The sequence below is a fragment of the Halomonas sp. M4R1S46 genome (assembly GCF_025725685.1).
GTDB lineage: Bacteria > Pseudomonadota > Gammaproteobacteria > Pseudomonadales > Halomonadaceae > Halomonas.
Genome location: NZ_CP107008.1, coordinates 937076 through 963030 on the forward strand (window position 1 = coordinate 937076; position 25955 = coordinate 963030).

A 25955-nucleotide genomic window follows, 5' to 3' on the forward strand; every position below is an offset into this window, starting at 1 on the left:
AGGAGGCCCGGATGAACACCCATAAGAATGCCCGTCTCACACCGCATGGTCGAGCCCTGCTGGTCCGCCGAGTCGTTGACGAAGGGCTCCGGCCCGAGGAGGTCGCCCAGGCTCAGGGCGTCAGTGTGAGGACGGTCTACAAGTGGGTGCGCCGCTACCGGCAAGAGGGTGAGGCCGGGCTGCAGAACCGCTCTTCTCGTCCCCGTCGCTGCCCTCATGCGGTCCCTGCCGAGGTTCGCGAGCAGGTCCTCGAGCGTCGCCAGCAGCGCCAGACCTACCGTCAGATCGCCGAGCGGTTAGGGATCGGACACAGCACGGTCGCACGGCTCCTCGAACGCGAGGGGCTGAATCGTCTCTCGGCCTTGACACCTGCCCGTCCCGTGAATCGTTACGAGCATGACGCGCCGGGAGATCTACTGCACCTGGACATCAAGAAACTCGGCCGCTTCGAACGCCCAGGGCATCGTGTCACCGGCGATCGCCAGCAGAACACGCGGGGCGCCGGCTGGGAGTATGTTCACATCGCCATCGACGATCACTCGCGGGTCGCTTTCGGCACCCGCTATCCTGATGAAACCGGTTGGAGTGCGTGCTATGCCCTATTGGAGGCCGTGCGTTACTACAGGAACCTGGGAATTCGCTTCACGCGCGTGCTGACCGACAATGGTGGATGCTACAAATCCAAGCCGTTCCGCCGCCTGTGCCGGCGTCTGGGACTGAAGCGCAAACGCACTCGACCCTATACGCCCCGCACCAATGGCAAGGCAGAGCGGTTCATTCAGACCGCGCTGCGGGAATGGGCCTACGCCCGGTCATACATCAGCTCGGAGGAGCGAGGCAGGCATCTGCCTGCCTGGCTTCATCAGTACAACTGGCATCGGCCACATGCCAGTCTGGATTATCGGCCTCCGGTTAGCCGGCTGAGGCTTTCCGTGAACAACCTGGTGGGTTTACACAACTAGGGCGCGTTAACAATCGCACGCACGTTGCGCCGGAGCCGGTGGTTGTGCAGATCGCGGCGTGAACGACGTGGCTTGGTAGTGCCAAGTGAGTCGTGAACAACAAAGAGCTGCGCAGCCACCGGCCCGGCCCTTCGGGTTGCGCCTCACCAGGCGTCATGCGGCGTTGACGGCCTGGTGGCGGCCGTCGCCTGGCCTGACGCCTGGTGAGACAGCAACGCCATCGGCGGACGATTGTTAACGCGCCCTAGCCTTCAGCCCTCGCCGCGGCGACGGCGCAGCAGCACATAGACCGCACCGGTGCCGCCGTCGACCTCGCTGGCCGAGCAGAAGGCCAGCACGCTGGGCCACTCGCGCAGCCAGGCATTCACGTGACTCTTGATCACCGGGTAGTCGGCGGTGCTGCCCCAGGCCTTGCCGTGGACCACCAGCACGCAGCGTGCCTGGGCCGCCAGGGCGTCGGCCAGGAAGGCCTCGAGCTCGCTGCGCGCCTCCTCCAGGGTGTGGCCGTGCAGGTCGAGGCCGGCCGCCCAGGGAATCTGGCCGCGCTTGAGCTGGCTGCGGGTGCGGTAGGGCAGGTCGGGCAGGGCGAAGTCGAGATACTCGGACGGGCGCACCGCCTCGACGCGGCCATCGGAGGTGCGGCCGCCGGCGACGCCCTCGCGGGCGGCGGTGGCCGCGGCACGGCGTTCCCGGCTCGCCTCGTCCGTCCGCCTGGGGCGTCCGGGATCGGCTCGGTTACTGTGGATCGGGCGCACGCCGGCCTCGCTCAGGGCCTGACGAAAGGCACTGATCTCGTCGGCGTCCGGGCGTTGTCGGCGTCGGCTCATGGCTCTCTCGTGGGGTGGCGGGAAGCGGCCAGTATACCGACCCTGGCGTGGCTGTGAACCGCCGCCGAGGGTACAATCGGTGGCCTCACGTCGCTCCTCGCAACCGTCAACCACAGGATGTCCCGTGGCCGAATCTCCCGCTTCACCGTCTTCCTCCACCCTGGCGCTCACCGATGACGCCCTCGTCGAGGGCCTGGTCACCCTGAGGGACTGCCTGCGCTGGACCGCCAGCGAGTTCCACCTGGCCGGCCTGCACTACGGGCACGGCACCGACTCCGCCTGGGACGAGGCCGTGGCGCTGACCCTCGGCGCCCTCCACCTGCCCTGGGATGTCGACCCCGGGGTGCAGGACGCGCGGCTGCTGCCCATGGAGCGGGCGCGGATCGTCGGCCTGGTGCGCGAGCGCATCGCCACGCGACGGCCGCTGCCCTACCTGCTCGGCGAGGCCTTCTTCGCCGGGGCCCCCTTCAGCGTTGACGAGCGGGTACTGATCCCGCGCTCGCCCATCGCCGAGCTCATCGAGCATGGCTTCGGCGCCTGGTTCCCGGTCGAGCCCCCGGCGCGGGTCCTCGACCTGTGCACCGGCTCGGGCTGCATCGGCATCGCCACGGCCCTGCACCTGTCCACCTGCGAGGTCGACCTGGCCGATGTCAGCCCCGAGGCGCTGGAGGTGGCACGCATCAACATCACCCGGCACGACGTCGGCGACCGGGTCCGGGCCGTCGAGTCGGACGTCTTCGACGGCCTGGCCGGCCGGCGCTACGAGCTGATCGTCTCCAACCCGCCCTACGTGGATGCCCGGGACCTGACCACCATGCCGGCCGAGTTCCGCCATGAGCCGGGCCTGGCCCTGGGTGCCGGCCGTGACGGCCTGGATATCGTGCGGCGTATCCTGCGCGAGGCTCGGGCGCATCTCAGCGACGACGGCGTGCTGATCGTCGAGGTGGGCAACTCCGACCACCACCTGGAGGCCGCCTTCCCCGAGGTGCCCTTCCTGTGGCTGGAATTCGAGCGCGGCGGCCAGGGCGTGTTCGCCCTCACCGCCGCGGAACTCGACGCCCATGCGGCGTCCTTCAGCTGAGCAGTCATAGAGGAACGCCCATGTCCGGCAATACCTTCGGCAAGTTGTTCACCGTCACCACCTTCGGCGAGAGCCATGGCCCCGCGCTCGGCGCCATCGTCGACGGCTGCCCGCCGGGCCTGCCGCTCTGCGAGGAGGACCTGCAGCACGACCTGGACCGTCGCCGCCCCGGCTCGTCGCGTCATACCACCCAGCGCCAGGAAGCGGACCGGGTGCGTATCCTCTCCGGGGTCTTCGAGGGCGTGACGACCGGCACCGCCATCGGCCTTGTGATCGAGAACACCGACCAGCGCTCCAAGGACTACTCGAAGATCAAGGACCGCTTCCGGCCGGCCCATGCCGACTACACCTACCACCACAAGTATGGCGTCCGCGACTACCGTGGCGGGGGCCGCTCCAGCGCCCGGGAGACCGCCATGCGCGTGGCCGCCGGGGCCATCGCCAAGCAGTACCTGGCCACCCGGGGCATCCGGGTTCGCGGCTATATGAGTCAGCTCGGGCCCATCACCATCGAGTTCCGCGACTGGGAGGCCGTGGCGGCCAATCCCTTCTTCTGCCCCGACCCCGAGCGGGTGCCGGAGCTGGAGGCCTACATGGACCAGCTGCGTCGCGACCAGGACTCCGTGGGTGCCAGGATCTCGGTGGTGGCCGAGGGCGTGCCGCCGGGACTCGGCGAGCCGGTCTTCGACCGGCTGGATGCCGAGCTGGCCCATGGCCTGATGAGCATCAATGCGGTCAAGGGCGTGGAGATCGGCGACGGCTTCGCCTCGGTGGCCCAGCGTGGCAGCGAGCACCGCGACGAGATGACGCCCGAGGGCTTTCTCTCCAACCACGCCGGCGGTGTGCTGGGCGGCATCTCCAGCGGCCAGGCGATCATCGCCCACCTGGCGCTCAAGCCGACCTCCAGCATCACCACCCCGGGACGCTCCATCGATGTCGAGGGCCAGCCGGTAGAGGTCGTGACCAAGGGGCGCCACGACCCCTGCGTGGGCATCCGCGCCACGCCCATCGCCGAGGCGATGATGGCGTTGACCCTGATGGATCACCTGCTGCGCCACCGGGGACAGAACCAGGACGTCAGCGTGACGACCCCGCGGCTGCCGTGAGCGCCATGGCTGCTACACTGACCGGCATCCTCTCATTTCTCTTTGACAAGGCGGTCCTCCCATGAAGATCAACGTCGAATTCGACCTGACCCCCGACGAGTTCCGCCAGGCGCTGGGCCTGCCGAACGTGGAGGCCTTCCAGCAGGACCTGCTGGGGCGGATCCAGCAGCAGATGGAGTCCGGCGTCGAGGGCTATGATCCCATGAGCCTGATGCAACCCTTCCTGCAGCAGCCCATGCTGCAGCAGGGGTTGTCCCAGGGCCTGTCCAGCTTCGGCAACTACCAGCAGATGATGCTGGACATGCTCACCCGTGCCGCCTCTTCCGCCGGCGCCAAGGCGGGCGATTCCACGGCCTCGGCCGAGGAGGGCGGCAAGGGCCAGGCGGGCACCGCCAAGGCGGGGGCGGCGAGCGCGCGTTCACGCCGGAAGAGGGACGGTTGAGGCTGCCATGCGACCTTTGGCTTAGCCCCTCGTCACGTTCTTGCAACAAGCGTCGTGCGAGACTACGATTTGTGCAGCGCAGCACGACTGTTGTCACCTATTCCTCCGGGAGGATTTGGCCATGCAAGACAAGATGATCGAGAACTTCAACGAACAGACCCGCCAGTTCTTCGAGCCGATGCGCAAGCTCAACTCGTTGATGCTGGACAGCATGGAGCGCATGACCGAGTACCAGATGGAGTCCATGAAGCGTTACAGCCAGATGGGCACCGAGCGCATGCGCGACGCCACCGAGGTCAAGGACGCCGAGGACCTGCGTGACTTCGGCACCCGCCAGGCCGAGATGATGAACGAGCTCTCCAAGCAGATGCTGGAGGATGCCCGGGCCCTCGGCGAGATGAGCCTGCAGTTCAGGGCCGAGCTGGAGAAGCTCTACGCCGAGTCCGGCCAGCAGCTGGCCGAGCAGGCCCAGCAGGCCCAGCAGGCCACTGAGAGCGCCACCGGTACTGCCCAGGAAGAGCCCAAGCCCCAGCAGACCGCGACCAAGTCACAGGGCACGGCCAAGGCCTCCAGCCAGGCGGCGCGCAAGCGTTCCTGATCACTCGGATTCTCAAATCTGGCCGCCGCCGCCTCGCCACGCGAGACGGCGGTGGTCGCGTGTCGATGGCAACGTTACAGGAGGGGTCAATGCAGCCAGGGTTTCAAGCACCGTCTCAGGCCGAGCTCGAGGTCTGGAACGAGCAGTTCAAGGCGATCGGCGAGGAGTACAAGGCCCTGATGGAGGACCTGCTCCCCCGCATGGTGCCGGATGATGCCGCGGAAACCGTCTACGCGGACATGCGCGAGGCCTTCCGGGCCGGGGCCGAGTCGCTGATGCAGGATCCGTCCCTGCTGTGGCAGACCCAGGCCCGCCTGCTCGAGGACCAGTACCAGCTCTGGCAGAACGGCCTCAAGGCCATGGCCGGCGAGTCGGTGGAACCCCTGGTGACGCCCGCGAAGGGCGATCGGCGCTTCAGGGACGAGGCCTGGACCAACGATCCCTATTACCTGGCGATCATGCAGCAGTACCTGCTGTTCTCGCGCCTGGTCGAGGACCTGATCGACCGCCTGCAGGGCCTCACCGCCGACCAGAAGCGCAACCTGGCCTTCTACGCCCGCCAGCTGGTCAATGCGATGTCGCCGACCAACTTCGTGACCACCAACCCGGAGGTCATGCGACGCACCATCGAGACCAAGGGCGAGAACCTGGTGGAGGGCCTGGCCCGGCTGCGCCGCGACCTGGCCAATTCCGCCGAGGGGCTCAACGTCACCATGACCGACCGCAGCGCCTTCGCGGTCGGCGAGAACATCGCCGTCACGCCGGGCTCGGTGGTCTTCGAGAACGAGCTGATGCAGCTGATCCAGTATGCCCCCAGCACCGAGCAGGTCTACAAGACGCCGCTGTTGGTGGTCCCCCCCTGGATCAACAAGTACTACATCCTCGACCTGCGCGAGGACAACTCCCTGGTCAAGTGGCTGGTGGACCAGGGCCACAGCGTCTTCCTCATCTCCTGGCGCAACCCGGGCCCCGAGCAGCGCGACCTGACCTGGGCCGACTACATGCAGCTCGGTCCCATCGCCGCCATGGAGGCCATCGAGCAGGCCACCGGCGAGAAGTCCGTGAACCTGCTGAGCTACTGCATCGGCGGCACCCTGGCCGGCTCCACGCTGGCCTACCTCACCAGCACCCGGCGCGGGCGCAAGGTCAAGTCGGCGACCTTCATGACCAGCCTGCTCGACTTCCGCGACCCCGGCGAGCTCGGCGTCTTCCTGAGCGAGCCGGTGCTCGAGGGCATCGAAGCCAAGCTGGAGCAGGACGGCTATCTGGATGGACGGGTCATGGCCTACTCCTTCAACCTGCTGCGGGAGAACGACCTCTTCTGGTCCTTCTACATCAACAACTACCTCAAGGGCGAGCGCCCGGCGCCCTTCGACCTGCTCTACTGGAACACCGACGGTACCAACCTGCCGGCCGGGACCCATGGCTGGTACCTGCGTCACATGTACCTGGAGAATCGCCTGGTCGAGCCCGGCGGGATCGAGCTGGACGGCGTGAAGATCGACCTGCGCAAGATCTCGACGCCCAGCTACTTCATCTCCACCCGTGAGGACCATATCGCCAAGTGGAACAGCACCTACTACGGTGCGCTGCTGCCCAAGGGGCCGGTCAAGTTCGTGCTGGGGGGCTCCGGCCATATCGCCGGCATCGTCAATCCCCCCCACAAGAACAAGTACGGCTTCTGGACCAATGACGAGCTGCCGGCGACCCCGGAGCAGTGGCTGGAAGGCGCCGAGGGCCACGAGGGCTCCTGGTGGCCCCACTGGCAGGCCTGGATGACCGACAATGGCTATGCCGACGCCGAGAAGATGGTGCCGGCCCGCCAGCCGGGCGATGGGGAGCTGGATATCCTCGAGCCGGCCCCGGGTCGCTATGTCCGCATGACCATCCCCGAGGTGCTGGGCGAGCCCCCGACGTCGTCGGGAGCCTGAAGCTGGAAGAGCGTCCGCTTCGCGGACGTAAGCTTGAAGCTGGAAGACAAACCGCCCCCAGGCGCTGGCCATGGGGGCGGTTCGTTTTACGCTGCGTTCCAGCTTCCAGCTTCCAGCTTCCAGCTTACGGCTTACGGCTTACGGCGAAGCTGCAGACCGGGCAGTACCAGCAGCGCGGCCAGGGCCCACACCGGCCAGCTGCCGGTACGCGAGAAGGGCGTGAGCCCCTCCCGGGGCGTGACCTCGCCGGTGAGGGTCGCCTTCTCGAACTGGGGCGCCCGCTGGAGGATGCGGCCCTGGGCGTCGATCAGCGCGGTGACGCCGTTGCTGGTGGCGCGGATCACCGGCCGGCCGTTCTCCAGGGCTCTCAGCCGGGCCATCTGCAGGTGCTGCTGCGGGCCGATGGAGGCGCCGAACCAGGTATCGTTGGAGACCGTCAGGATCACCCCCGAGTGCCTGGCCTGTTCGGCCACCAGGTCGGCGTAGATGATCTCGTAGCAGATGGCGTTGCCGAGACGGGTGCCGGCCACCTCCAGCGGCGCCTGGGCGTCGGGGCCCGGGGTCATGGCCGGCATCGGCAGATCGAAGAAGGCGATGGCGCCCCGCAGCAGGCTCTCCAGCGGCAGGTACTCGCCGAAGGGCACCAGGTGGCGCTTGCGGTACTCGCCTGCCGAGGCGTCCGCCACGATCACGCTGTTGTAGTAGTGCCCCTGGCCGTCGCGTTGCAGGATGCCGGTGACCAGGGTGCTGGTGCCCGGCAGCAGCCGGCGGGCCTGCTCGAGCACCGGCGCGGCCTGGTCTGCGAACATCGGCAGCGCCGCCTCGGGCCAGATCACCAGGTCCACGTCCGTCTCCAGCGCGGCGGTCATCGTCAGGTAGGTGTCGATGGCGGTGCGCTGTCCCTCGGGGGTCCACTTGATCAGCTGGGGCAGGTTGCCCTGCAGCAGGGCGACCCGCACGGGCTCGCCGGCGGGTCGCGTCCACTGGCCCGGCAGGGCCAGCGGCAGCAGCCACAGGGCGGCCAGCGGCAGGGCGGCCCACCAGCGGCGCTGCAGGAAGACCACGCCCAGGGCGCCGGAGAGGGCGACGACCAGCGACAGCAGGTAGACGCCGCCGACCGGCGCCCAGGGGGCCAGGGGGGCATCGATCTGGCCGCTGCCCAGCAGCAGCCAGGGAAAACCGGTGAACAGCCAGGTGCGCAGGGCCTCGCCGAGCACCCAGGCCCCGGCGAAGCTCAGCGGCGCCAGACGCGGCCCGGCGAGGCGCCGGTAGAGGCCCAGGGTGACGGCGAAGAACAGCGCCAGGCTGGCCACGAACAGGATCGTCAGGGCCAGGGCCAGCGGCACGCCGGTGTAGCCGTAGTCGTGGATCGACACGTAGACCCAGGAGGCCCCCGAGCCGAACAGCCCCAGTCCGTAGCACCAGCCCCGCCAGGCGGCCTGGCGGGCGGTCAAGGACGGCAGGCCCGCGTAGACCAGGCCGGCGGCCACGGGGGCCAGCCACCAGAGCTGGAAGGGGTCGGCGGACAGGGTGGTCAGGACCCCGGCCGCCACGGCGGCCAGGTTGCCCAGGGCCCGGCGAGGGCGAGAGATCGTCATGCGGCCTTCCATGGTCGGGAGAGACTCAGTCCTCGAGGCTTTCGGTGTCGGGCTCGGCTTCCAGCAGGCGGATGCGGCGGTTGTCGGCGTTGAGCACCGTGAAGCGCCAGCCGCCGATCTCGGTATGCTCGCCGCGGCCGGGCAGGTGGCCGAAGCGCTGCATCACCAGCCCGCCCAGGGTGTCGAACTCCTCGTCGGAGAAGCGCGTGCCGAAGCGCTCGTTGAAGTCCTCGATGGGGGTCAGGGCGCGGATCGCGTAGCGCTCGTCGCCCAGTTCGCGGATATCCTCTTCCTCGTCGGTGTCGTGCTCGTCCTCGATGTCACCGACGATCTCCTCGAGGATATCCTCGATGGTCACGATACCGGCGGTGCCACCGTACTCGTCCACCACCACCGCCATGTGGTTGTGGGTATCGCGGAACTCCTTGAGCAGGCTGTTGAGGCGCTTGGACTCGGGCACGAACATCGCCGGGCGCAGCACCTCCTCGAGCTGGAAGGGCAGGCCGTTGTCCTTGCCGTTGCGCAGCAGGGGAAGCAGGTCCTTGACCAGCAGGATGCCCTTCACCTCGTCGAGGTTCTCGCCGATCACCGGATAACGGGAGTGGCCGGTTTCCAGGATCACCGGCAGGTACTCCTCCAGGGGCTGGTCGAGGGCGATGGCGTTGACCTGGGAGCGCGGGATGAGCACCTCGCGGACCTGCTGGTCGCTGATGTTCAGGGCGCCCTCGATGATCATCATGGCGTCCTGCTCGAGCTTGAGCCGGGTCGCCGCCTGGCGCAGGAATTCCAGTAGCTCGTCCCGGGAGCTGGGCTCGTCGCTGTCACTGGACAGGGCGCTGAACAACTTCTCGAGCCAGGACTTGTTGCCCTGGCCGGTCGATCGGTCTTCGCTCATGCGTCGGCTCTCTCGTCCTCGGTATCGGAATCGCGGTGCGGAGGGCTGGGGGTGAGATACGGATCGGCGATGCCCAGGCCCGCCAGGATGTCACGCTCGAGGGCTTCCATGGCCTCGGCCTCGTCGTCCTCGATATGGTCATGGCCCAGCAGGTGCAGGGTGCCGTGGACCACCATATGAGCGTAGTGAGCCGCGAGGCTCTTGTCCTGATCCCTGGCCTCGGCCAGCACCACGGGATGGCAGATCGCCAGGTCACCGAGCAGCGGCAGCGTCACCCCGGGCGGGCACTCGAAGGGGAAGGACAGCACATTGGTGGGCCGGTCACGGTCACGGTAGTCCCGGTTCAGTCCCCGGCTCTCTTCGGCATCGACGAAGCGCACCGTCAGCTCGCGGTGCGCCTCCCCGGGGTGACGTGCCAGCACGGCCGCCACCCAGGCCTCGAGCTCGGCCTGCCCGGGCAGGCCCTCGGCCTCCAGGGCCACCTGGCGATCGACGCAGATCTCGTTCATGCGCTCTCCTCGCCGCCGTTCTGGCGGTCGCGGCGCTCCAGGCCCAGCTGTCTTTCCTGACGCAGGGCCTCGCGCTCCTGCTCTCGGGCCTCGCGCCGGGCGCGTTCCTCGGCCTCCTGCTCGGCCTCGAAGAGGTCGTAGGCCTCGATGATGCGCTGGACCAAGGGATGGCGCACCACGTCCTTGGCCGCGAAGTGGGTGACGCCGATCCCCGGGGTGTCCTTGAGCACGTCGAGCACCTGGATCAGGCCGGAGCTCTGGCCCCGCGGCAGGTCCACCTGGGTGATATCGCCGGTGATCACCGCCGTCGAGCCGAAGCCGATGCGGGTCAGGAACATCTTCATCTGCTCGCGGGTGGTGTTCTGGCTCTCGTCGAGGATGATGAAGGCGTTGTTGAGGGTGCGCCCGCGCATGTAGGCCAGGGGGGCGATCTCGATCACCTGGCGCTCGATCAGCTTGGCCACCTGCTCGAAGCCGATCATCTCGTAGAGCGCATCATAGAGCGGGCGCAGGTAGGGATCGATCTTCTGGGCCAGGTCGCCGGGCAGGAAGCCGAGCTTCTCGCCGGCCTCCACCGCGGGGCGCACCAGCAGGATGCGTCGCACCTCCTGCTGGTTGAGCGCCTCCACCGCGGCGGCCACGGCCAGGTAGGTCTTGCCGGTGCCGGCCGGACCGATGCCGAAGTTGATGTCGTGGGCGCGGATGCTCGAGACGTAGCTCTGCTGGTTGAATCCCCGGGGCTTGATCAGCATCTTGGGGGTGCGCAGCAGGACCTCGTCGTCGTCGCCCGGGCCCTCGTCCTCCTCCAACGCCTGGAGGCCGGACTCCTGGAGGAACAGGTGCACGGTGTCCGGCGTCAGGTCGCTGGCCTCGGTCTCGCGGTACAGGTGCTCGACGACGTTGGCGGCGGCCTTGACCCGGTGGCCGGGGCCGGCCAGCTGGAAGGCGTTGCCGCGGTTGCGCAGGGTGATGCCGAGCCGGGCCTCGATCAGCTTGAGGTTTTCGTCGCGCTGGCCGCACAGGTTGGCCAGGCGGCGCGGGTCGTTGGGCTCGAGGTTCAGCGTGATGATGCGGTTGGCCGGAGTGGATGGCTGGCTCAAGACAGGCGGATCCGTGCGTTGATGAGTGTCGGGGTCAGCTTACTGCCCCGGCAGGCGCCGGGGCAATGCAAGATGCAGCGGTCAGAAGCGTTCCGGGGAAGCCAGCTCGCCGCGCAGCGAGTTGGGCAGGGCCTCGGTGATCTCCACGTCGACGAAATAGCCGATCAGCTCGGTGGGGTTGGCGGCGCGGAAGTTGACCACCCGGTTGTTCTCGGTGCGCCCGGACAGTTGGCCGGGGTCCTTGGGCGAGAAGCCGGTGACCAGGATGCGCTGGGTGCTGCCCACCATGCGCCGGCTGATCTGCATGGCCTGCTGGTTGATGCGCTCCTGGAGGATCGCCAGGCGCTGCTTCTTGACCGACTCCGGGGTCTCGTCCGCCAGGTTCGCCGCCGGGGTCCCGGGACGCGCCGAGTAGACGAAGCTGAACGAGACGTCGAAGCCGATGCGCCCGATCAGCGCCATGGTCGCCGCGAAGTCTTCCTCGGTCTCGCCGGGAAAGCCGATGATGAAGTCCGAGGAGAAGCTGATATCGGGGCGCAGCTCGCGGATGCGCTCCAGCTTGTCGACGTATTCCTCGACGGTGTGGCCGCGCTTCATGGCGGCGAGGACGCGGTCGGAGCCGGCCTGCACCGGCAGGTGCAGGTGGCTGACCAGTTCCGGCACCTCGTCGTAGGCCTCGATCAGGCTGTCGGAGAATTCCACCGGATGGGAGGTGGTGAAGCGAATCCGGTCGATGCCCTCCACGGCGGCCACGCAGGCGATCAGCTCGGCCAGGTCGATCTCGTCGCCGAGCCGGTTCTCGCCGCGGTAGGCGTTGACGTTCTGGCCCAGCAGGTTGATCTCGCGAACCCCCTGGTCGGCCAGATGGATGACCTCGTCCATCACCGCCTCGAAGGGCCGCGAGACCTCCTCGCCGCGGGTATAGGGCACCACGCAGAAAGTGCAGTACTTCGAGCAGCCCTCCATGATGGAGACGAAGGCGGTGGCGCCGTCCGAACTCGGCTGCGGCAGGTGATCGAACTTCTCGACCTCGGGAAAGGTGACGTCGACCACCGAGATCTGGTCGTCCTGGCGCGCGTCGAGCATCGACGGCACCCGGTGCAGGGTCTGGGGACCGAACACCATGTCCACGTGGGGCGCACGCTTGCGCAGCGCCTCGCCCTCCTGGCTGGCCACGCAGCCGCCGACCCCGATCACCAGCTCGGGCTTGGCCGCCTTGAGCTTCTTCCAGCGGCCCAGCTGGTGGAAGACCTTTTCCTGGGCCTTCTCGCGGATCGAGCAGGTATTGAGCAGGATGACGTCGGCTTCGCGCTCGTCGTCGGTGAGCTCCAGCTGATGGGATTCGCCGAGCAGATCCGCCATGCGCGCGGAATCGTACTCGTTCATCTGGCAGCCATGCGTCTTGATGAAGAGTTTCTTCGCCATAAGAATAGGTCGTGGCGTCTTGGCCCGACGGGGTGCACCGGTGGATGGACGTTCGCAGGAGGGAGGCCGACAGGCCTTCCGATGAGGGCGATCATTATACGCACCCCCGGCGGGAGGGGCCAGGGTCGACCGCCGCCGGCGGCGGTCGACTGTGGTACCCTTGGCACCGCTCGGGGCGCGGCACGGGCGGTCGGCTGGTCAGCGAGTGACCGAAGTGTCGCGGCGGCGACAGCCATGCCCCCTGGCCGACGGTTTCCAGCGGTTTTCCCGACACTTGTCCACAGCAGCTGTGGACGACTGGCGGCAGGCCCGCTTTCATCGCGGTCGTTGCCGGAACGGAGTGCCGACCCACTGCCGCCAGCGCCGACGAGCAGCGCAAACAGAGCCTTGGATAGCCAGGAAGATGGCATGACGATGCAACGATGCAAGACACTCACCGTGGGCGTGTTACTCGGGGCCCTGGCCCTGCCGCTGCAGGCCCAGGAGAACGAGGCCGGGGACGCCGACCGCTGGGTCTCCGATGAACTCACCACCTATGTGCGCAGCGGTCCCACCGACGGCTACCGGATCGTCGGCACCCTGACCGCCGGAGCGCCGGTGGAGGTCCTCGAGACCAGCGGCGACTATACCCGGGTGCGCAGCGAGAGCGGCGACGTGGTCTGGGTGCCGAGCAGCGAGCTGCAGGACAGCCCCAGCGCCCAGGTCCGCCTGCCGGCGCTCGAGGCGCGGGTCCAGGCGCTGTCTGAGGAGCTGTCCGGCATCAACGAGACCTGGGAGAGCCGCATGGCCTCGATGACCGAGACCCTGGACATGCGGGAACAGCGCATCGCCCAGCTCGAGGCGCGCAACCACGAGCTCGAGGCGGAGACCGAGCAGTCCCGTGCCACCATTCGCGAGCTCCAGACCCGCCTGGATACCCAGGAGGAAGACCTGCTGATGCGCTACTTCATGTATGGCGGCGGAGTGGCCGGTGCCGGCCTGCTGGTGGGCCTGATCGTGCCGCACCTGCCGCGGCGGCGTCGCAAGCGTGACCGCTGGTTCTGAGGGGCCTCGCCCATGGACAACCAATGGCTGCAGCGCTGGCGGCAAGGGCGCATCGGCTTCCACCGGGAGGCGGTGCACCCCGCGCTGATGCGGCACTGGCCCGACCTCGGCATCCCGGCCGGCAGCAAGGTGCTGGTGCCGCTATGCGGCAAGAGCCTCGACATGCGCTGGCTGGCCAGCCACGACCATCCGGTGCTCGGCATCGAGCTCGCCGAGCCGGCCATCGAGCAGTTCCTGGCCGAGGGCGTGGGCGAGGTGTCCCGGTATCATCACGACAGCTTCGCGGTATGCCGCCAGGGCAGCGTGGAGCTGTGGTGCGGGGACTTCTTCCACTTCCATATCCAGCAGGCGGCGGAGGTCGGGGCCTTCTATGATCGGGCGGCGCTGATCGCCCTGCCCGAGGCGACCCGCCAGCGCTACGCCTTCCACCTGGCCCAGCTGCTCCCCCCCGGGGCCCGGGGGCTGTTGATCAGCCTGACCCGAGCGCCGGGAGACGAGGGGGGGCCGCCCTACAGCGTCCATGGTGACGAGGTGGAAGCGCTCTTCTCGCCTAACTTCCAGCTTCGCCACCTCGAGGATGGGGCGCCCGAGCCCGGCAGCGGTTTCCGGGAGAGCGTCTGGAGTCTGACCCGTCGAGGGCCCAAGGTCGAGTGACGCGCGCCGCTGCCGGGTCCGCATCGCCGAGGGCGCCCCATGGGGCGCCCTCGGCGTCTGCGCGGGGGCTCAGCGGGCCAGTAGTCGGCCGAGCTCGGGGTCCTTGAAGGCTCGGTCGAGGCCGTCGGAGAGCAGCCCCTGGATCATCTCGAGGTTGGTCTCCTGGTCCGGACGCACGGCATAGCTCTGGGTGCGTCGCGAGGTGTAGGTGCCGGTATAGGTGGTGCCGTCGTTGCGGGCCTCGGCCACCAGCACGGCCTCCAGCCGCGCGCTGCCGACCAGCGGTGGGCTGTCGCCGCGCTCGTAGCCCAGGTGGGCCAGGGTCAGGGTCAGGCTGGGGCGGTTCGGTGCGGTCTCCCGGGTCGGGGAGAAGCCCATCTCCTGCACGGCCCGCTCGGCCTCGGCCTGCAGGCGGGGTTCCAGGGTCGCCGGGTCGACGATGATCACCGCGGTGGACATGGCGCTGCCGCTGCGGGTGCCGATCACCGCCTCGTCGCGGCTGTCCTCGGCGGTCACCGTCACGGCCTGGCCCTGGCCGGTGACGGGTACGGCGACGGTGCGCTTGGGGGCGGGCTGCAGGTAGTGGGGGCCGGCGCAGCCGGCGAGCCAGCCGGTAGCCAGCAGGATCATCGAGGCGAGCAGGAGGTGGCGTGGCATGGGCAGACCCCTAGAAGCGGATGAGCCTCGAGTATATCGTCCCCGTGCCGCGGCCTGCAGCATTGGGCAGGCCGGCTTACACTGCAAGCATCATCACAGGAAAGTCGTCATGATCCGAGCCGCCACACCGGAGGATATGCCGGCCATCGTCGACATCTGGCAGCGTGCCTCCCGCCTGGCCCATCCCTTCCTGGACGAGGAGATCCGGGCCGCCCGTGCCGAAGAGATGACCCGAGAGTGCCTGCCCGACTGCCGGATCCAGGTGCTGGACGCCGGTGGTCGGGTGGTCGGCTTCGCGGCCATGCGCAGCGAGCACCTCGAGGCGCTGTTCGTGGATCCCAAGGCCCAGGGCTACGGGCATGGCTCGGAGCTGATGGCCCACGTCATGGCGCTCAGCGAGCGCATCACCCTGCGGGTCTTCTCGCGCAACGTACGCGCGGTCTCCTTCTACCGTCGGCTGGGGTTCCATGCCTACCTGGAAACCGAGGATCCGGCCAGCGGCGAGCCCGAGACCCTGATGGTCTGGACCCGTCGCCGGAGCTGCCGCGGCCGCGCCTGAGCCCCGCCCCGACCAGGAGAGGAGCCGTTCCGGCTAGAGTCCCATGGCCGAGGAGGTGGAGCGGCGCGGATCCGCCCCGCCGTAGAAGCGGCCATTCTCGATCACGATCGACTGGGCGGCGCCCATCGCCGCTTGCCGGCTGATGGTGTGGCCCTTGCCCTCCAGCAGCGCGAGGGTGTCGGGGCTGTAGCCGGCCTCGATGCGCAGCTCGTCGGGCAGCCACTGGTGGTGGATGCGCGGGGCACTGACCGCCGACTGGATGTTCATGTCGTGGTCGATGACGTTCATCAGCACCTGCAGGGTGGTGGTGATGATCCGCGAGCCGCCGGGGCTACCGGTGATCAGGAAGTTCTCCCCGTCGCGCTTGACGATGGTCGGCGTCATCGACGACAGCATGCGCTTGCCCGGCTCGATCTTGTTGGCCTCGCCGCCGATCAGGCCATAGGCGTTGGGGACGCCGGGCTTGGCGGAGAAGTCGTCCATCTCGTTGTTGAGCAGAAAGCCGGCCCCTGCCACGGCGATGCCCGAGCCATAGCTGAAGTTGATGGTGTAGGTGTTGGAGACCGCCAGGCCGTCGTCGTCGGCGATGGAGAAGTGGGTGGTCTCGTTGGACTCGTAGGGCAGCGGGTTGCCCGGCGCGATCTCCTCGCTCGGGGTGGCCCGGTCCATGGCGATCTGGGCGCGCAGCTCGTCGGCATAGCCCTCGGAGGTGATGCCCGCGAGGGGAACCTCGACGAAGTCGGTGTCGCCCAGGTACTCCGAGCGGTCGGCATAGGCACGCTTCATCGCCTCGGCCATCACGTGGATGGTGTTGGCCGCGCCGAAGCCCATCTGGCCGATGTCATAGGCCTCGAGGATGTTGAGCATCTGCACGATATGGGCCCCGCCGGAGGAGGGCGGGCTCATGGCGTAGACGTCGTAGCCGCGGTAGTTGCCGTGACTCGGCTCGCGGATCACCGGCTGGTAGCCGGCCAGGTCCTCGAGGGTGATCAGGCCGTCGTGGCGTTCCATCTCGGCGGCGATCAGCTCGGCGGTCTCGCCCTCGTAGAACTCCCGGGGGCCCTGTTCGGCGATGCGCCTGAGGGTCGCCGCGAGGTCCGGCTGGCGGAAGGTGTCCCCCACGTCGTAGGGGCTGCCGTCCTCCTTGAAGAACATCGCCCGGGTCGAGTCCCACTTGGTCAGTCGCTCGCTGGCCTCGCTCACGCCATCGACGAAGCGCTGCGGGACCGCGAAACCGTCCTCGGCCAGGCGGATCGCCGGGGCCAGTGCCTCGGCCAGGCTCAGGGTGCCGTACTTCTCCAGGGCCAGCGACAGGCCGGCCACGGTGCCGGGCACCCCGGCCGCCCGGTGGGTGAAGCGCGACCACTCGGAGACGGCGTTGCCGTCCTCGTCCTGGAACATGGTCTCGGTGGCGGCGGCCGGGGCGGTCTCCCGGTAGTCGATGGCGATGACCTCGCCGCTCTCCTCGTCGGAGATCAGCATGAAGCCGCCGCCGCCGATGTTGCCCGAGCGGGGCTGGGTGACCGCCAGGGCGAAGCCGGCGGTCACGGCGGCGTCCACGGCGTTGCCGCCCGCGGCGAGGACCTCGCGGGCGACCTGGGAGGCCAGGAAGTGGCTGGTGGCCACCATGCCCCGGGACCCTTCCTCGGGGTGGAAGCGCTCCCCCTCGAGGATCGCCGGCTGGGCGAGCAGGGGCGGGGCGCAGAGCAGGCTACCGGCGAGCAGGGCGGCGCCCAGGGGGCGGGTAAGACGGTGGGACATCAGGACATCTCCTTGTCGCGGATGGGGCACGACTGATCACTATCGACCGGGAACGGCGATCCCGCAAGGCACACGAGGGGCCCCCGAATGCTGTTAGAATGCCGCCCATCGTGCCCATCGACTCTTACAGGACCCGATCGTCGCCATGACCGACTCCCGACCCGATTTCCAGATCGCCCCCTCGATCCTCTCCGCCGACTTCGCCCGTCTCGGTGAGGAGGTCGACGACGTGCTCGCCTCCGGCGCGGACATCGTCCACTTCGACGTGATGGACAACCACTATGTCCCCAACCTGACCATCGGCCCCATGGTCTGCGAGGCCCTGCGCAAGCATGGCGTGACCGCGCCCATCGACGCCCACCTGATGGTCAGGCCGGTGGATCGGCTGATCGGCGACTTCATCCATGCCGGCGCCACCTACATCACCTTCCATCCCGAGGCCTCCGAGCACATCGACCGCTCCCTGCAGCTGATCCGCGACGGCGGTTGCAAGGCGGGGCTGGTGTTCAACCCGGCCACGCCGCTGTCCTTCCTCGACCACGTGATGGACAAGGTCGACATGGTGCTGCTGATGAGCGTCAACCCCGGCTTCGGGGGACAGTCGTTCATTCCCGGGACCCTGGACAAGCTGCGCGAGGCGCGCCGCCGCATCGATGCCTCGGGCCGCGATATCCGCCTGGAGATCGACGGTGGCGTCAAGGTGGACAACATCGCCGAGATCGCCCGGGCCGGGGCGGACACCTTCGTGGCCGGCTCGGCGGTGTTCAAGGCGCGCAATCCCGTCGACCCGCACCGCTACGACAGCGTCATCCGCGACTTCCGTCGGGCTCTGGCCGAGGTCTGAGGATGGCCGGGACGGCGCCAGCGGACTGGCATCTCTACGTGATCGAGACGGCCGGCGGCGCGCTCTATACCGGCATCACCACCGACGTCACCCGGCGCCTGGCCGAGCATCGTGCCGGGCGGGGGGCCAAGGCCCTGCGTGGCAAGGGACCGCTGGTTCTGCTATATCACGAACGCGTCGGCGAGCGCGGCGAGGCGTTGCGACGGGAAGCCGCCGTCAAGCGTCTCTCCGCCACGGCGAAGCGGCAGTGGCTGGCCCGTCGACGGGCCGGCGAATGACCACAACGGAGGCGGGGCCTGGCCTCGCCGGCACAGGGAGCACCCATGGATAGCCAATGGCTCACCGATTTCGTCCAGATGCAGGGCATGAACTTCGTCATCAACCTGGTGGCGGCGGCCGCCATCTTCGTGGTCGGGCGCTGGGCGGTGAAGCTCGTGCACCGGCTCTCGCTCAAGGCCATGCAACGCGGCAAGCTCGACCCGCTGTTGGTGAAGTTCCTGGGCAACATCCTCTATGCCCTGCTGATGATCTTCGTCGTGCTGGCGGCGATCAGCCAGGTGGGCATCCAGACCACCTCGCTGATCGCGGTGATCGGTGCCGCCGGCCTGGCCATCGGCCTCGCCCTGCAGGGCTCGCTGGCCAACTTCGCCGCCGGGGTGCTGGTGATCATCTTCCGCCCCTACAAGATCGGTGACTATGTCGAGGCCGGCGGCGTGGCCGGGGTGATTGATGACGTCCAGATCTTCACCACCGAGCTCAAGACCGCCGACAACCGCAAGATCATCGTGCCCAACGGCCAGATGATGAACGGCGCCATCACCAACTACTCCAGCCATGCCACCCGGCGGGTGGATCTGGTGGTGGGCGTCGGCTATGACGACGACATCGACACCGTGCGCCGGGTGCTGCAGGGCGTGGTGGCCGAGGATCCCCGGGTGCTGGAGGATCCGGCGCCGACTATCCGCATGAGCGCCATGGGCGACTCCAGCGTGAGCTGGATCGTGCGGCCCTGGGTCAAGGCGGAGGACTACTGGGACGTCCACTGGGAGATGACCGAGGAGATCAAGCGTCGCTTCGACGTCGAGGGCATCAGCATTCCCTTTCCCCAGCGCGACGTGCACGTCTACCACCACGCCGAGGCGGGGGAGGCGCGCGGCGCGGCGCTCCTCGAGCGTTGAGCCGTCCCGCCAATGCGAAACGGGGCCGCCGGATGTCCGGCGGCCCCTTCTCGTGCAGGGGCGGGCGGGGCTCAGTGCAGCTTGAGGCGCGGCTTGATGAAGCGGTTGAGGCCGTCGACCACCACCATCAGGCCTGTCTTGAGGGCGCCGTGGATGGCCCGTTGGTGCATGCGATAGAGCGAGGCATAGAAGAACTTGGCGAGATGCCCCTCGACGAACAGGCTGCGCGCCGAGGCCCCGCGCATCAGGCTGCCGATGGCGTCGAAGTGGGCCAGCGAGATCAGCGAGCCGCGGTCGCGGAAGACGAACGGCTTGAGCGACCGGCCCTCGAGCCGGGCCGCCAGGTTGCGGTAGAGCCGGGTGGCCTGCTGGTGGGCGGCCTGGGCCCGGGGCGGGACGATCGAACCGTCCTGCTGGGGGCAGCTGGCGCAGTCGCCGAAGGCGAAGATGTGCTCGTCGTCGACGCTCTGCAGGGTCTCCGTCACCTTGAGGCGATGGTTGGGCTCGGTGGACAGGCCCAGCGTCGAGAGGAAGGCCGGGGCCTTGATGCCGGCGGCCCAGACGCTGAGGTCGGTCTCGATGCGCTCGCCGTCGGCGGTGACGATGGCGTGGGGCTCGACCTCGGTGACCCGGGTGCCCACATGGACGCCCACCCCCAGCCGCCCCAGCTCGGCGTGTACCGCCCGGCTGATGCGGTCCGGCAGGGCCGGCAGCACCTTGGGGGCCGCCTCGATCAGGTGCACCTCGAGATGCTCGCTGTCCAGGGTGGTCAAGCCGTAGCTGTTGAGCATCTGGGAGGCGCCGTGCAGCTCGGCGGCGAGTTCCACGCCGGTGGCGCCGGCCCCGACGATGCCGACCACCATGCGCGAGGGCGTCTCCCGGGGAGCGTTGTAGCGCAGGAAGGCATTGAGCATGGCCTTGCGGAACGCCTCGGCCTGCTGGGGGCTGTCGAGGAAGTGGCAGTGCTCGCTGACCCCCGGGGTACCGAAGTCGTTGCTGACGCTGCCGACGGCCATCACCAGCTCGTCGTAGGCCAGGGTGCGCGAGGGCAGCACCTCCACGCCGTCATCGTCGCGCACCGGGGCCAGGGTCAGGGTGCGGGCCTCCCGATCCAGATCGCACAGGGTGCCGAGCTGGAAGCGGTAGCCATGGGCCCGGGCGTGGCCCTGGTAGGAGATCTCGTCGAGACCGGAGTCCAGGGCGCCGGTGGCGACCTCGTGCAGCAGGGGTTTCCAGATGTGGGTGGAATTGCGGTCGACGAGCACGATCTCGGCACGCTTGCGCTTGCCGAACTTGCGGCCGAGCCGGGTCACCAGCTCGAGTCCGCCCGCGCCACCGCCGACCACCACGATACGCGGTAGGGTCATGCGAGACTCCTGAAACAAGATGGGAAGAGCGCTAAGTGGGTCGCCTGGGTCAGGCCGGGGGTCTCGTACGGTGTCACGGGCCTGCGGAGGCGAGGCAGCCATGGCATCGTGAGGGCTCCGGCCGGGTAGCGGCGACGGCTGACCCTAGAATATGCCTCTTGCGCGCCCCTGCCTATGCCCTCATTAGGGTAGAGGGGTATTTTTTTTCGTAATATTACATATGTGCGGCGTCGAAACCGCCGCCTGCTGCCCGTCACCCGCTGTCCCGAGGAAACCGATATGCACCCACTCCTGGCCGATATTCGACTGGTCGCCTTCGACCTCGACGGGACCCTGGTGGATTCCGTGCCCGACCTGGCCGCCGCGGTGGCTGCCGCCCTGCGCGACGAGGGGCTGGCCGCGCCGGGCGAGGCCCGGGTGCGCGACTGGGTCGGCAACGGCTCCCGGGTGCTGATGGAGCGGGTCCTGCACGATGCCTGCGGCCAGACGCCCTCGGCCGCGCGGCTCGAGGCGGCCCACGCGGGCTTCCTGGCCCACTATGGCCGCGCGCCCTGCGAGCGCACCCGGCTCTATCCCGGCGTGCGGCCGGCACTGGACGGCCTGCGCGAAGCAGGGCTTGCGCTGGTACTGGTGACCAACAAGCCCGAGGCCTTCATCGCGCCGATCCTCGAGCGCTTCGGCCTGGCGTCGCATTTCGCCCTCTGCCTGGGCGGCGACAGCCTGCCACGCCGCAAGCCCGACCCCCTGCCGCTGACCCATGCCGCCGACCGGCTGGCGGTGGTGTCGCGTCACTGCCTGATGGTCGGCGACTCCCGGCACGATATCGCCGCCGGCAAGGCGGCAGGCTTTCGCACCCTGGCGGTTCCCTACGGCTACAACCACGGCGAACCGGTGAGCCTGAGCCGGCCGGATGGCACAGTTGAATCGCTGGCGGAACTCGTTTAGGGTGATTCGGGTTGCGCTATAATGGGGCGCGATCTCAATAGTTTTTCGTTATAACGGATCTCGCGATCTCCGCCGATGGACACTCGCATGACGCTGGATGCCTTTTCCCGCCGCACCGCCACCCGCTCCCCCGCATGCCCTGGCCTGATCGGCGGCTGGCGATGGTGACGCTCGCCTGACCGGACGCTCCCCTGGGGCGTCGCTCGACTGACCATCGTCTTTCCCATTGCGAGGACCCGGGCCCATGATGACTCCCGAACGCTTCCGCGAGCTGGCCGAGGCCGGCTATAACCGCATCCCGGTCACCCGCGAGGTGCTGGCCGATCTCGACACGCCGCTGTCCACCTACCTCAAGCTCGCCGACGCACCCTGGACCTTCCTGCTGGAGTCCGTGCAGGGCGGCGAGAAGTGGGGGCGCTACTCGATCATCGGCCTCCCCAGCCACGAGCGCATCGAGGTGCGCGGGTTCACCGTCAGCCATATCGTCGACGGCCATGAGCAGGGGGCGGTGGAGGTCGCCGACCCGCTGGCCTGGATCGAGGACTTCCAGGCGCGCTTCCGGGTGCCCCGCCTCGACGACCAGCCCCGCTTCGACGGCGGCCTGGTCGGCTACTTCGGCTACGATACCATCCGCTACATCGAGCCGCGCCTGCGCGGCGTGGAGAAGCCGGACCCGCTGGGCGTGCCGGACATCCTGCTGCTGGTGTGCGATGACCTGGTGGTGTTCGACAACCTCTCCGGCCGCCTGACCCTGTGGACCCATGCCGATCCCGCCGAGCCGGAGGCCTACCGCCAGGCGGTGGCCAGGCTGGGGCGGCTCGAGGCGTCGCTGCGCGAGACGATCATCCGGGCCGGCAGCCCCGGCACCGGGCGGGCCGCGGTGGAGGAAGGCCACTTCACCTCGGGGTTCACCGAGGAGGGCTTCAAGGCCGCGGTGGAGACCATCAAGGAATACGTGCTGGCCGGCGACATCATGCAGTGCGTGCCCTCCCAGCGCATGTCGATCCCCTACCAGGCCCCCCCGCTGGACCTCTACCGGGCGCTGCGCAGCCTGAATCCCTCGCCCTACATGTTCTACTTCAACCTGGGTGACCACCAGGTGGTGGGCTCCTCACCGGAGATCCTCACCCGCCTGGAGGATGGCGAGGTCACCGTGCGGCCGATCGCCGGCACCCGGGTGCGCGGCCGCAACGAGGAGGAGGATCGCGCCCTGGAGGCCGATCTGCTGGCCGACCCCAAGGAAGTCGCCGAGCACCTGATGCTGATCGACCTGGGCCGCAACGACGTCGGCCGCATCAGCGAGACCGGCTCGGTGAAGGTCTCCGACCAGATGGTGGTGGAGCGCTATTCCCACGTGATGCACATCGTCTCCAACGTCACCGGCCGTCTCAAGCCGGGGCTCACTGCCATGGATGCCCTGCGCGCCACCTTCCCGGCGGGGACCCTCTCCGGGGCGCCGAAGATCCGCGCCATGGAGATCATCGACGAGCTGGAGCCGGTCAAGCGCGGGGTCTACTCGGGGGCCGTGGGCTATCTCTCCTGGCACGGCAACATGGATACCGCCATCGCCATCCGCACCGCGGTGATCAAGGACGGCGAGCTGCATGTCCAGGCCGGCGCCGGCGTGGTCGCCGATTCGGTGCCCGAGCTCGAGTGGCAGGAAACCCTCAACAAGGGGCGTGCGCTCTTCCGCGCCGTGGCCATGGCCGAGCACGGCCTGGACAACCTGGAGTCACCTTGACAGGGATCGCCGCAGGACAGCACTATTGCCTCATGAACGCATCGCAACGCACAGTCGGTCCGAACCAGTGGTGGCGCTCCTGAGCGAGGGGCGGCACGCTTGCGACCGAAGGAAATGCCGCCGTCAGGGCGGCATTTTTGTGTCTGCGCATCCCTGCACGGCTGGCATCGACCCCCAGGCCCCCGGACGCCGACCGGGGAATCGACCATACCGCTTTCGAATGATGATGATGGATAACAGGACGCTATTGCCATGTCCGTGCTGATGATCGACAACTACGACAGTTTCACCTTCAACGTGGTGCAGTACCTCGGCGAGCTGGGGGCCGAGGTGGTCACCTACCGCAACGACGCCCTCACCCTGGAGCAGATCGAGGCCCTGGCCCCCAGCCACCTGGTGATCTCGCCGGGCCCCTGCACCCCCAACGAGGCGGGGATCTCCATGGCGGCGATCCGCCACTTCGCCGGCCGCCTGCCGATCCTCGGCATCTGCCTGGGCCACCAGGCCATCGGCCAGGTCTACGGCGGCAAGGTACTGCGGGCCCCCCAGGTGATGCATGGCAAGACCTCGCGGATCCGCCACCTCGGGGCAGGGGTCTTCGCCGGCCTCGAGGATCCCCTGGAAGTCACCCGCTACCATTCGCTGGTGGTGGAACGCGAGAGCCTGCCGGAATGCCTGGAGGTCACCGCCTGGACCGACGCCGATGACGTCACCCCCGGGCTGGTCATGGGCATGCGCCATCGCGAGCTGGACATCGAGGGGGTCCAGTTCCATCCCGAATCGATCCTCACCCGCCAGGGCCACGAGCTGCTGGCGAACTTTCTTGAGCGTCGCTGACACGTGCCATTGCCAAAGGAGAAGACGGCCATGCAGATGCGCGAAGCCCTCGGCGCGGTGATGCGCCGCGAGGACCTTAGCTTCGACCAGACCCACCGGGTGATGATGACCATCATGACCGGGGAGGCCACCGACGCCCAGGTCGCCGCCTTCCTGATGGGCATGGCGATGAAGGGCGAGTCCGCCGAGGAGATCAGCGCCGCCGCCCAGGTGATGCGCGAGCTGATGACACCGGTGACGCTGAACGCCGAGAACGTGGTGGACATCGTCGGCACCGGCGGTGACGGCGCCAACCTGTTCAATGTCTCCACCGCGGCGAGCTTCGTCGCCGCCGCCGGCGGGGCCCATGTGGCCAAGCACGGCAACCGCGGGGTGTCCTCGTCCTCGGGCAGCGCCGACCTGTTCGCCGTGGCCGGCATCGACCTGGACCTGGACCCGGGACAGGTGGAGCGCTGCATCGAGGAGGTCGGTGTCGGCTTCATGTTCGCGCCCAACCACCATCCGGCCATGCGCCATGCCATCACGGCGCGCCGCGAGATGGGCGTGCGGACCCTGTTCAACATCCTCGGGCCGCTGACCAACCCGGCCGGTGCCCCCAACCAGCTGCTGGGCGTCTACTCGGTCTCGCTGTTGCCGCTGATGGCCGAGGTGCTGCGTCGCCTGGGAAGCGAGCACGTGCTGGTGGTTTGCGCCGAGGATGGCCTGGACGAGATCTCGCTGGCGGCGCCGACCCGGGTGGCGGAGCTCAAGGACGGCGAGATTCGCGAGTACACCATCGCCCCCGAGGACTTCGGCATCGCCCGCCACGACCTCGACGCCCTGCGGGTGCAGACCGCCGAGGACAGCCTGCGCCTGGTGGAGCAGGCCCTGGTGGGCGAGGGGCCGGCGGCGGACATCGTGGCGCTCAACGCCGGGGCGGCGCTCTATGCTGCCGGGGTCGCCGACACCCTCAAGGAGGGTGTCGCCATGGCCCAGGATGCCCAGGACGCCAAGCTGGCCCTGGAAAAGCTCAAGGAACTGACCCATTTCACCCGCGTCTTCGCCCAGTAGGCCGCTACTCAGGACACCGACATGACCGTATCCCCCGAGACCCCGACCATCCTGACCCGCATCCTGGCGCGCAAGGACGAGGAGGTCGCCGAGCGCCAACGGGCCGTGCCGGAGGCCGAACTGTTGCGCCTGGCCGCCGAGCAATCCGCCCCGCGGGGGTTCGTGGCGGCCCTGGATGAGCGCATCCGCGACGGCGATCCCGGTGTCATCGCCGAGATCAAGAAGGCGTCGCCATCCAGGGGAGTGATCCGCGAGGATTTCCATCCCGGCGAGATCGCCGAGCGCTACGCCGCCGGCGGGGCGGCCTGCCTGTCGGTGCTCACCGACGCCGACTTCTTCCAGGGCCACGAGGACTTCCTGATCGAGGCCCGAGAGGCCTGCGCGCTGCCGGTGATCCGCAAGGACTTCATCACCCACGGCTACCAGGTCAGCGAGGCCCGGGCGATCGGCGCCGACTGTATCCTGCTGATCGTCGCCGCCCTGGACGATGAGCGCCTGGCGGAGCTTCACCGCCAGGCGACCGAGCTCGGCATGGACGTGCTGGTCGAGGTCCACGATGCCCGGGAACTCGAACGCGCCCTGGTGCTGGACCTGCGCCTGGTGGGCATCAACAACCGCGACCTGCACACCTTCGACACCCGGCTCGAGACCACCCTGGAGCTGCTCGAGCGCATTCCCCCCGAGGTCACCGTGATCACCGAATCCGGCATCCACACCCGTGGCGACGTGCTGCGCATGCGCGAGCACGATGTCCACGGCTTCCTGGTGGGTGAGGCCTTCATGCGTCGCGAGGACCCCGGCGAGGCCCTGCGCGAGCTGTTCTTCTAGGCGGCTGCCTTCCGTC

General features: G+C 68.5%; 26 protein-coding genes. 17 read left to right on the forward strand and 9 right to left on the reverse strand.

Features of this window, described 5'->3' with window-relative positions; genetic code table 11:
* Positions 1–11 precede the first annotated feature (11 nt).
* Positions 12–962, forward strand: coding sequence for an IS481 family transposase (locus tag OCT48_RS04455; RefSeq protein ID WP_263591525.1), 951 nt, complete (start codon positions 12–14; stop codon positions 960–962).
* 251 nt (positions 963–1213) lie between these two features.
* Here OCT48_RS04455 and OCT48_RS04460 read toward each other — a convergent pair whose 3' ends face one another.
* Positions 1214–1789 (reverse strand): Smr/MutS family protein, encoded by a 576-nt coding sequence (locus OCT48_RS04460; protein ID WP_263591526.1) that lies wholly within the window; start codon positions 1787–1789, stop codon positions 1214–1216.
* A 124-nt stretch (positions 1790–1913) separates the two neighbouring features.
* On the opposite strand from OCT48_RS04460, the gene prmB reads away from it, so the two are divergent.
* The 5 genes from prmB to phaC all read left to right on the forward strand — a co-directional run bounded on the left by prmB (position 1914) and on the right by phaC (position 6947).
* On the forward strand, positions 1914–2870 hold the full coding sequence (gene prmB, locus OCT48_RS04465; RefSeq protein WP_263591527.1) for a 50S ribosomal protein L3 N(5)-glutamine methyltransferase: 957 nt from the start codon (positions 1914–1916) through the stop codon (positions 2868–2870).
* A gap of 20 nt (positions 2871–2890) precedes the next feature.
* Positions 2891–3976 carry a chorismate synthase gene (gene aroC / locus OCT48_RS04470; RefSeq protein ID WP_263591528.1) on the forward strand — a complete coding sequence of 362 codons (1086 nt, stop codon included), beginning with the start codon at positions 2891–2893 and terminating at the stop codon, positions 3974–3976.
* A 61-nt stretch (positions 3977–4037) separates the two neighbouring features.
* A complete protein-coding gene (locus OCT48_RS04475) occupies positions 4038–4418 on the forward strand; it encodes a hypothetical protein (protein ID WP_263591529.1) in 381 nt (126 codons plus the stop codon).
* A 121-nt stretch (positions 4419–4539) separates the two neighbouring features.
* A complete protein-coding gene (locus OCT48_RS04480; protein ID WP_263591530.1) occupies positions 4540–5016 on the forward strand; it encodes a phasin family protein in 477 nt (158 codons plus the stop codon).
* A gap of 89 nt (positions 5017–5105) precedes the next feature.
* The gene (gene phaC / locus OCT48_RS04485; RefSeq protein WP_263591531.1) at positions 5106–6947 is read left to right on the forward strand and encodes a class I poly(R)-hydroxyalkanoic acid synthase; all 1842 of its coding nucleotides are present in this window, start codon (positions 5106–5108) and stop codon (positions 6945–6947) included.
* Between the two features lie 131 nt (positions 6948–7078).
* Here phaC and lnt read toward each other — a convergent pair whose 3' ends face one another.
* The 5 genes from lnt to miaB all read right to left on the reverse strand — a co-directional run bounded on the left by lnt (position 7079) and on the right by miaB (position 12474).
* On the reverse strand, positions 7079–8545 hold the full coding sequence (gene lnt, locus OCT48_RS04490; RefSeq protein ID WP_263591532.1) for an apolipoprotein N-acyltransferase: 1467 nt from the start codon (positions 8543–8545) through the stop codon (positions 7079–7081).
* Between the two features lie 25 nt (positions 8546–8570).
* Positions 8571–9440, reverse strand: coding sequence for an HlyC/CorC family transporter (locus OCT48_RS04495; protein WP_263591533.1), 870 nt, complete (start codon positions 9438–9440; stop codon positions 8571–8573).
* Positions 9437–9949, reverse strand: coding sequence for an rRNA maturation RNase YbeY (ybeY, locus tag OCT48_RS04500; protein ID WP_263591534.1), 513 nt, complete (start codon positions 9947–9949; stop codon positions 9437–9439). The genes OCT48_RS04495 and ybeY overlap by 4 nt, the downstream gene beginning before the upstream one ends.
* Positions 9946–11049, reverse strand: a complete 1104-nt coding sequence (locus OCT48_RS04505; protein ID WP_263591535.1) for a PhoH family protein — start codon at positions 11047–11049, stop codon at positions 9946–9948. The genes ybeY and OCT48_RS04505 overlap by 4 nt, the downstream gene beginning before the upstream one ends.
* A gap of 81 nt (positions 11050–11130) precedes the next feature.
* Positions 11131–12474: a tRNA (N6-isopentenyl adenosine(37)-C2)-methylthiotransferase MiaB gene (miaB, locus tag OCT48_RS04510; RefSeq protein ID WP_263591536.1), complete on the reverse strand. Its 1344-nt coding sequence runs from the start codon at positions 12472–12474 to the stop codon at positions 11131–11133.
* Positions 12475–12882: 408 nt separating this feature from the next.
* On the opposite strand from miaB, the gene OCT48_RS04515 reads away from it, so the two are divergent.
* Both OCT48_RS04515 and OCT48_RS04520 read left to right on the forward strand, forming a co-directional pair.
* Positions 12883–13518, forward strand: a complete 636-nt coding sequence (locus OCT48_RS04515) for a TIGR04211 family SH3 domain-containing protein (protein WP_263591537.1) — start codon at positions 12883–12885, stop codon at positions 13516–13518.
* Between the two features lie 12 nt (positions 13519–13530).
* Positions 13531–14172 carry a thiopurine S-methyltransferase gene (locus tag OCT48_RS04520; protein ID WP_263591538.1) on the forward strand — a complete coding sequence of 214 codons (642 nt, stop codon included), beginning with the start codon at positions 13531–13533 and terminating at the stop codon, positions 14170–14172.
* 69 nt (positions 14173–14241) lie between these two features.
* Here OCT48_RS04520 and OCT48_RS04525 read toward each other — a convergent pair whose 3' ends face one another.
* Positions 14242–14829, reverse strand: coding sequence for a YajG family lipoprotein (locus tag OCT48_RS04525; RefSeq protein ID WP_263591539.1), 588 nt, complete (start codon positions 14827–14829; stop codon positions 14242–14244).
* Positions 14830–14938: 109 nt separating this feature from the next.
* Here OCT48_RS04525 and OCT48_RS04530 point away from each other — a divergent pair, with 109 nt between their 5' ends.
* Complete coding sequence (locus tag OCT48_RS04530) at positions 14939–15388, forward strand: GNAT family N-acetyltransferase (protein WP_263591540.1); 450 nt, start codon at positions 14939–14941, stop codon at positions 15386–15388.
* A 33-nt stretch (positions 15389–15421) separates the two neighbouring features.
* On the opposite strand, the gene ggt is transcribed toward OCT48_RS04530, so the two are convergent.
* Positions 15422–17149: a gamma-glutamyltransferase gene (gene ggt / locus OCT48_RS04535; RefSeq protein WP_263591541.1), complete on the reverse strand. Its 1728-nt coding sequence runs from the start codon at positions 17147–17149 to the stop codon at positions 15422–15424.
* Between the two features lie 145 nt (positions 17150–17294).
* Here ggt and rpe point away from each other — a divergent pair, with 145 nt between their 5' ends.
* Genes rpe through OCT48_RS04550 form a run of 3 tightly spaced genes read left to right on the forward strand, consistent with a single transcriptional unit; the run spans position 17295 to position 19171 of the window.
* Positions 17295–17993 carry a ribulose-phosphate 3-epimerase gene (gene rpe / locus OCT48_RS04540; RefSeq protein ID WP_263591542.1) on the forward strand — a complete coding sequence of 233 codons (699 nt, stop codon included), beginning with the start codon at positions 17295–17297 and terminating at the stop codon, positions 17991–17993.
* Between the two features lie 2 nt (positions 17994–17995).
* Entirely contained in the window at positions 17996–18271 is a 276-nt protein-coding gene (locus OCT48_RS04545; protein WP_263591543.1) for a GIY-YIG nuclease family protein, read from the forward strand.
* A gap of 45 nt (positions 18272–18316) precedes the next feature.
* Complete coding sequence (locus OCT48_RS04550; protein ID WP_263591544.1) at positions 18317–19171, forward strand: mechanosensitive ion channel family protein; 855 nt, start codon at positions 18317–18319, stop codon at positions 19169–19171.
* Between the two features lie 71 nt (positions 19172–19242).
* Here the strand turns inward: OCT48_RS04550 and OCT48_RS04555 are convergent, their stop codons facing one another.
* Complete coding sequence (locus tag OCT48_RS04555; protein ID WP_263591545.1) at positions 19243–20538, reverse strand: NAD(P)/FAD-dependent oxidoreductase; 1296 nt, start codon at positions 20536–20538, stop codon at positions 19243–19245.
* Positions 20539–20817: 279 nt separating this feature from the next.
* On the opposite strand from OCT48_RS04555, the gene OCT48_RS04560 reads away from it, so the two are divergent.
* The 5 genes from OCT48_RS04560 (at position 20818) to trpC (ending at position 25939) form a co-directional block, all read left to right on the forward strand.
* Positions 20818–21483, forward strand: a complete 666-nt coding sequence (locus OCT48_RS04560; RefSeq protein ID WP_263591546.1) for a phosphoglycolate phosphatase — start codon at positions 20818–20820, stop codon at positions 21481–21483.
* Between the two features lie 247 nt (positions 21484–21730).
* The gene (gene trpE, locus OCT48_RS04565) at positions 21731–23224 is read left to right on the forward strand and encodes an anthranilate synthase component I (protein ID WP_263592576.1); all 1494 of its coding nucleotides are present in this window, start codon (positions 21731–21733) and stop codon (positions 23222–23224) included.
* 252 nt (positions 23225–23476) lie between these two features.
* Positions 23477–24061, forward strand: coding sequence for an anthranilate synthase component II (locus OCT48_RS04570; RefSeq protein WP_263591547.1), 585 nt, complete (start codon positions 23477–23479; stop codon positions 24059–24061).
* Between the two features lie 30 nt (positions 24062–24091).
* A complete protein-coding gene (gene trpD, locus OCT48_RS04575) occupies positions 24092–25111 on the forward strand; it encodes an anthranilate phosphoribosyltransferase (RefSeq protein WP_263591548.1) in 1020 nt (339 codons plus the stop codon).
* A gap of 21 nt (positions 25112–25132) precedes the next feature.
* Entirely contained in the window at positions 25133–25939 is an 807-nt protein-coding gene (trpC, locus tag OCT48_RS04580; RefSeq protein ID WP_263591549.1) for an indole-3-glycerol phosphate synthase TrpC, read from the forward strand.
* Positions 25940–25955 lie beyond the last annotated feature (16 nt).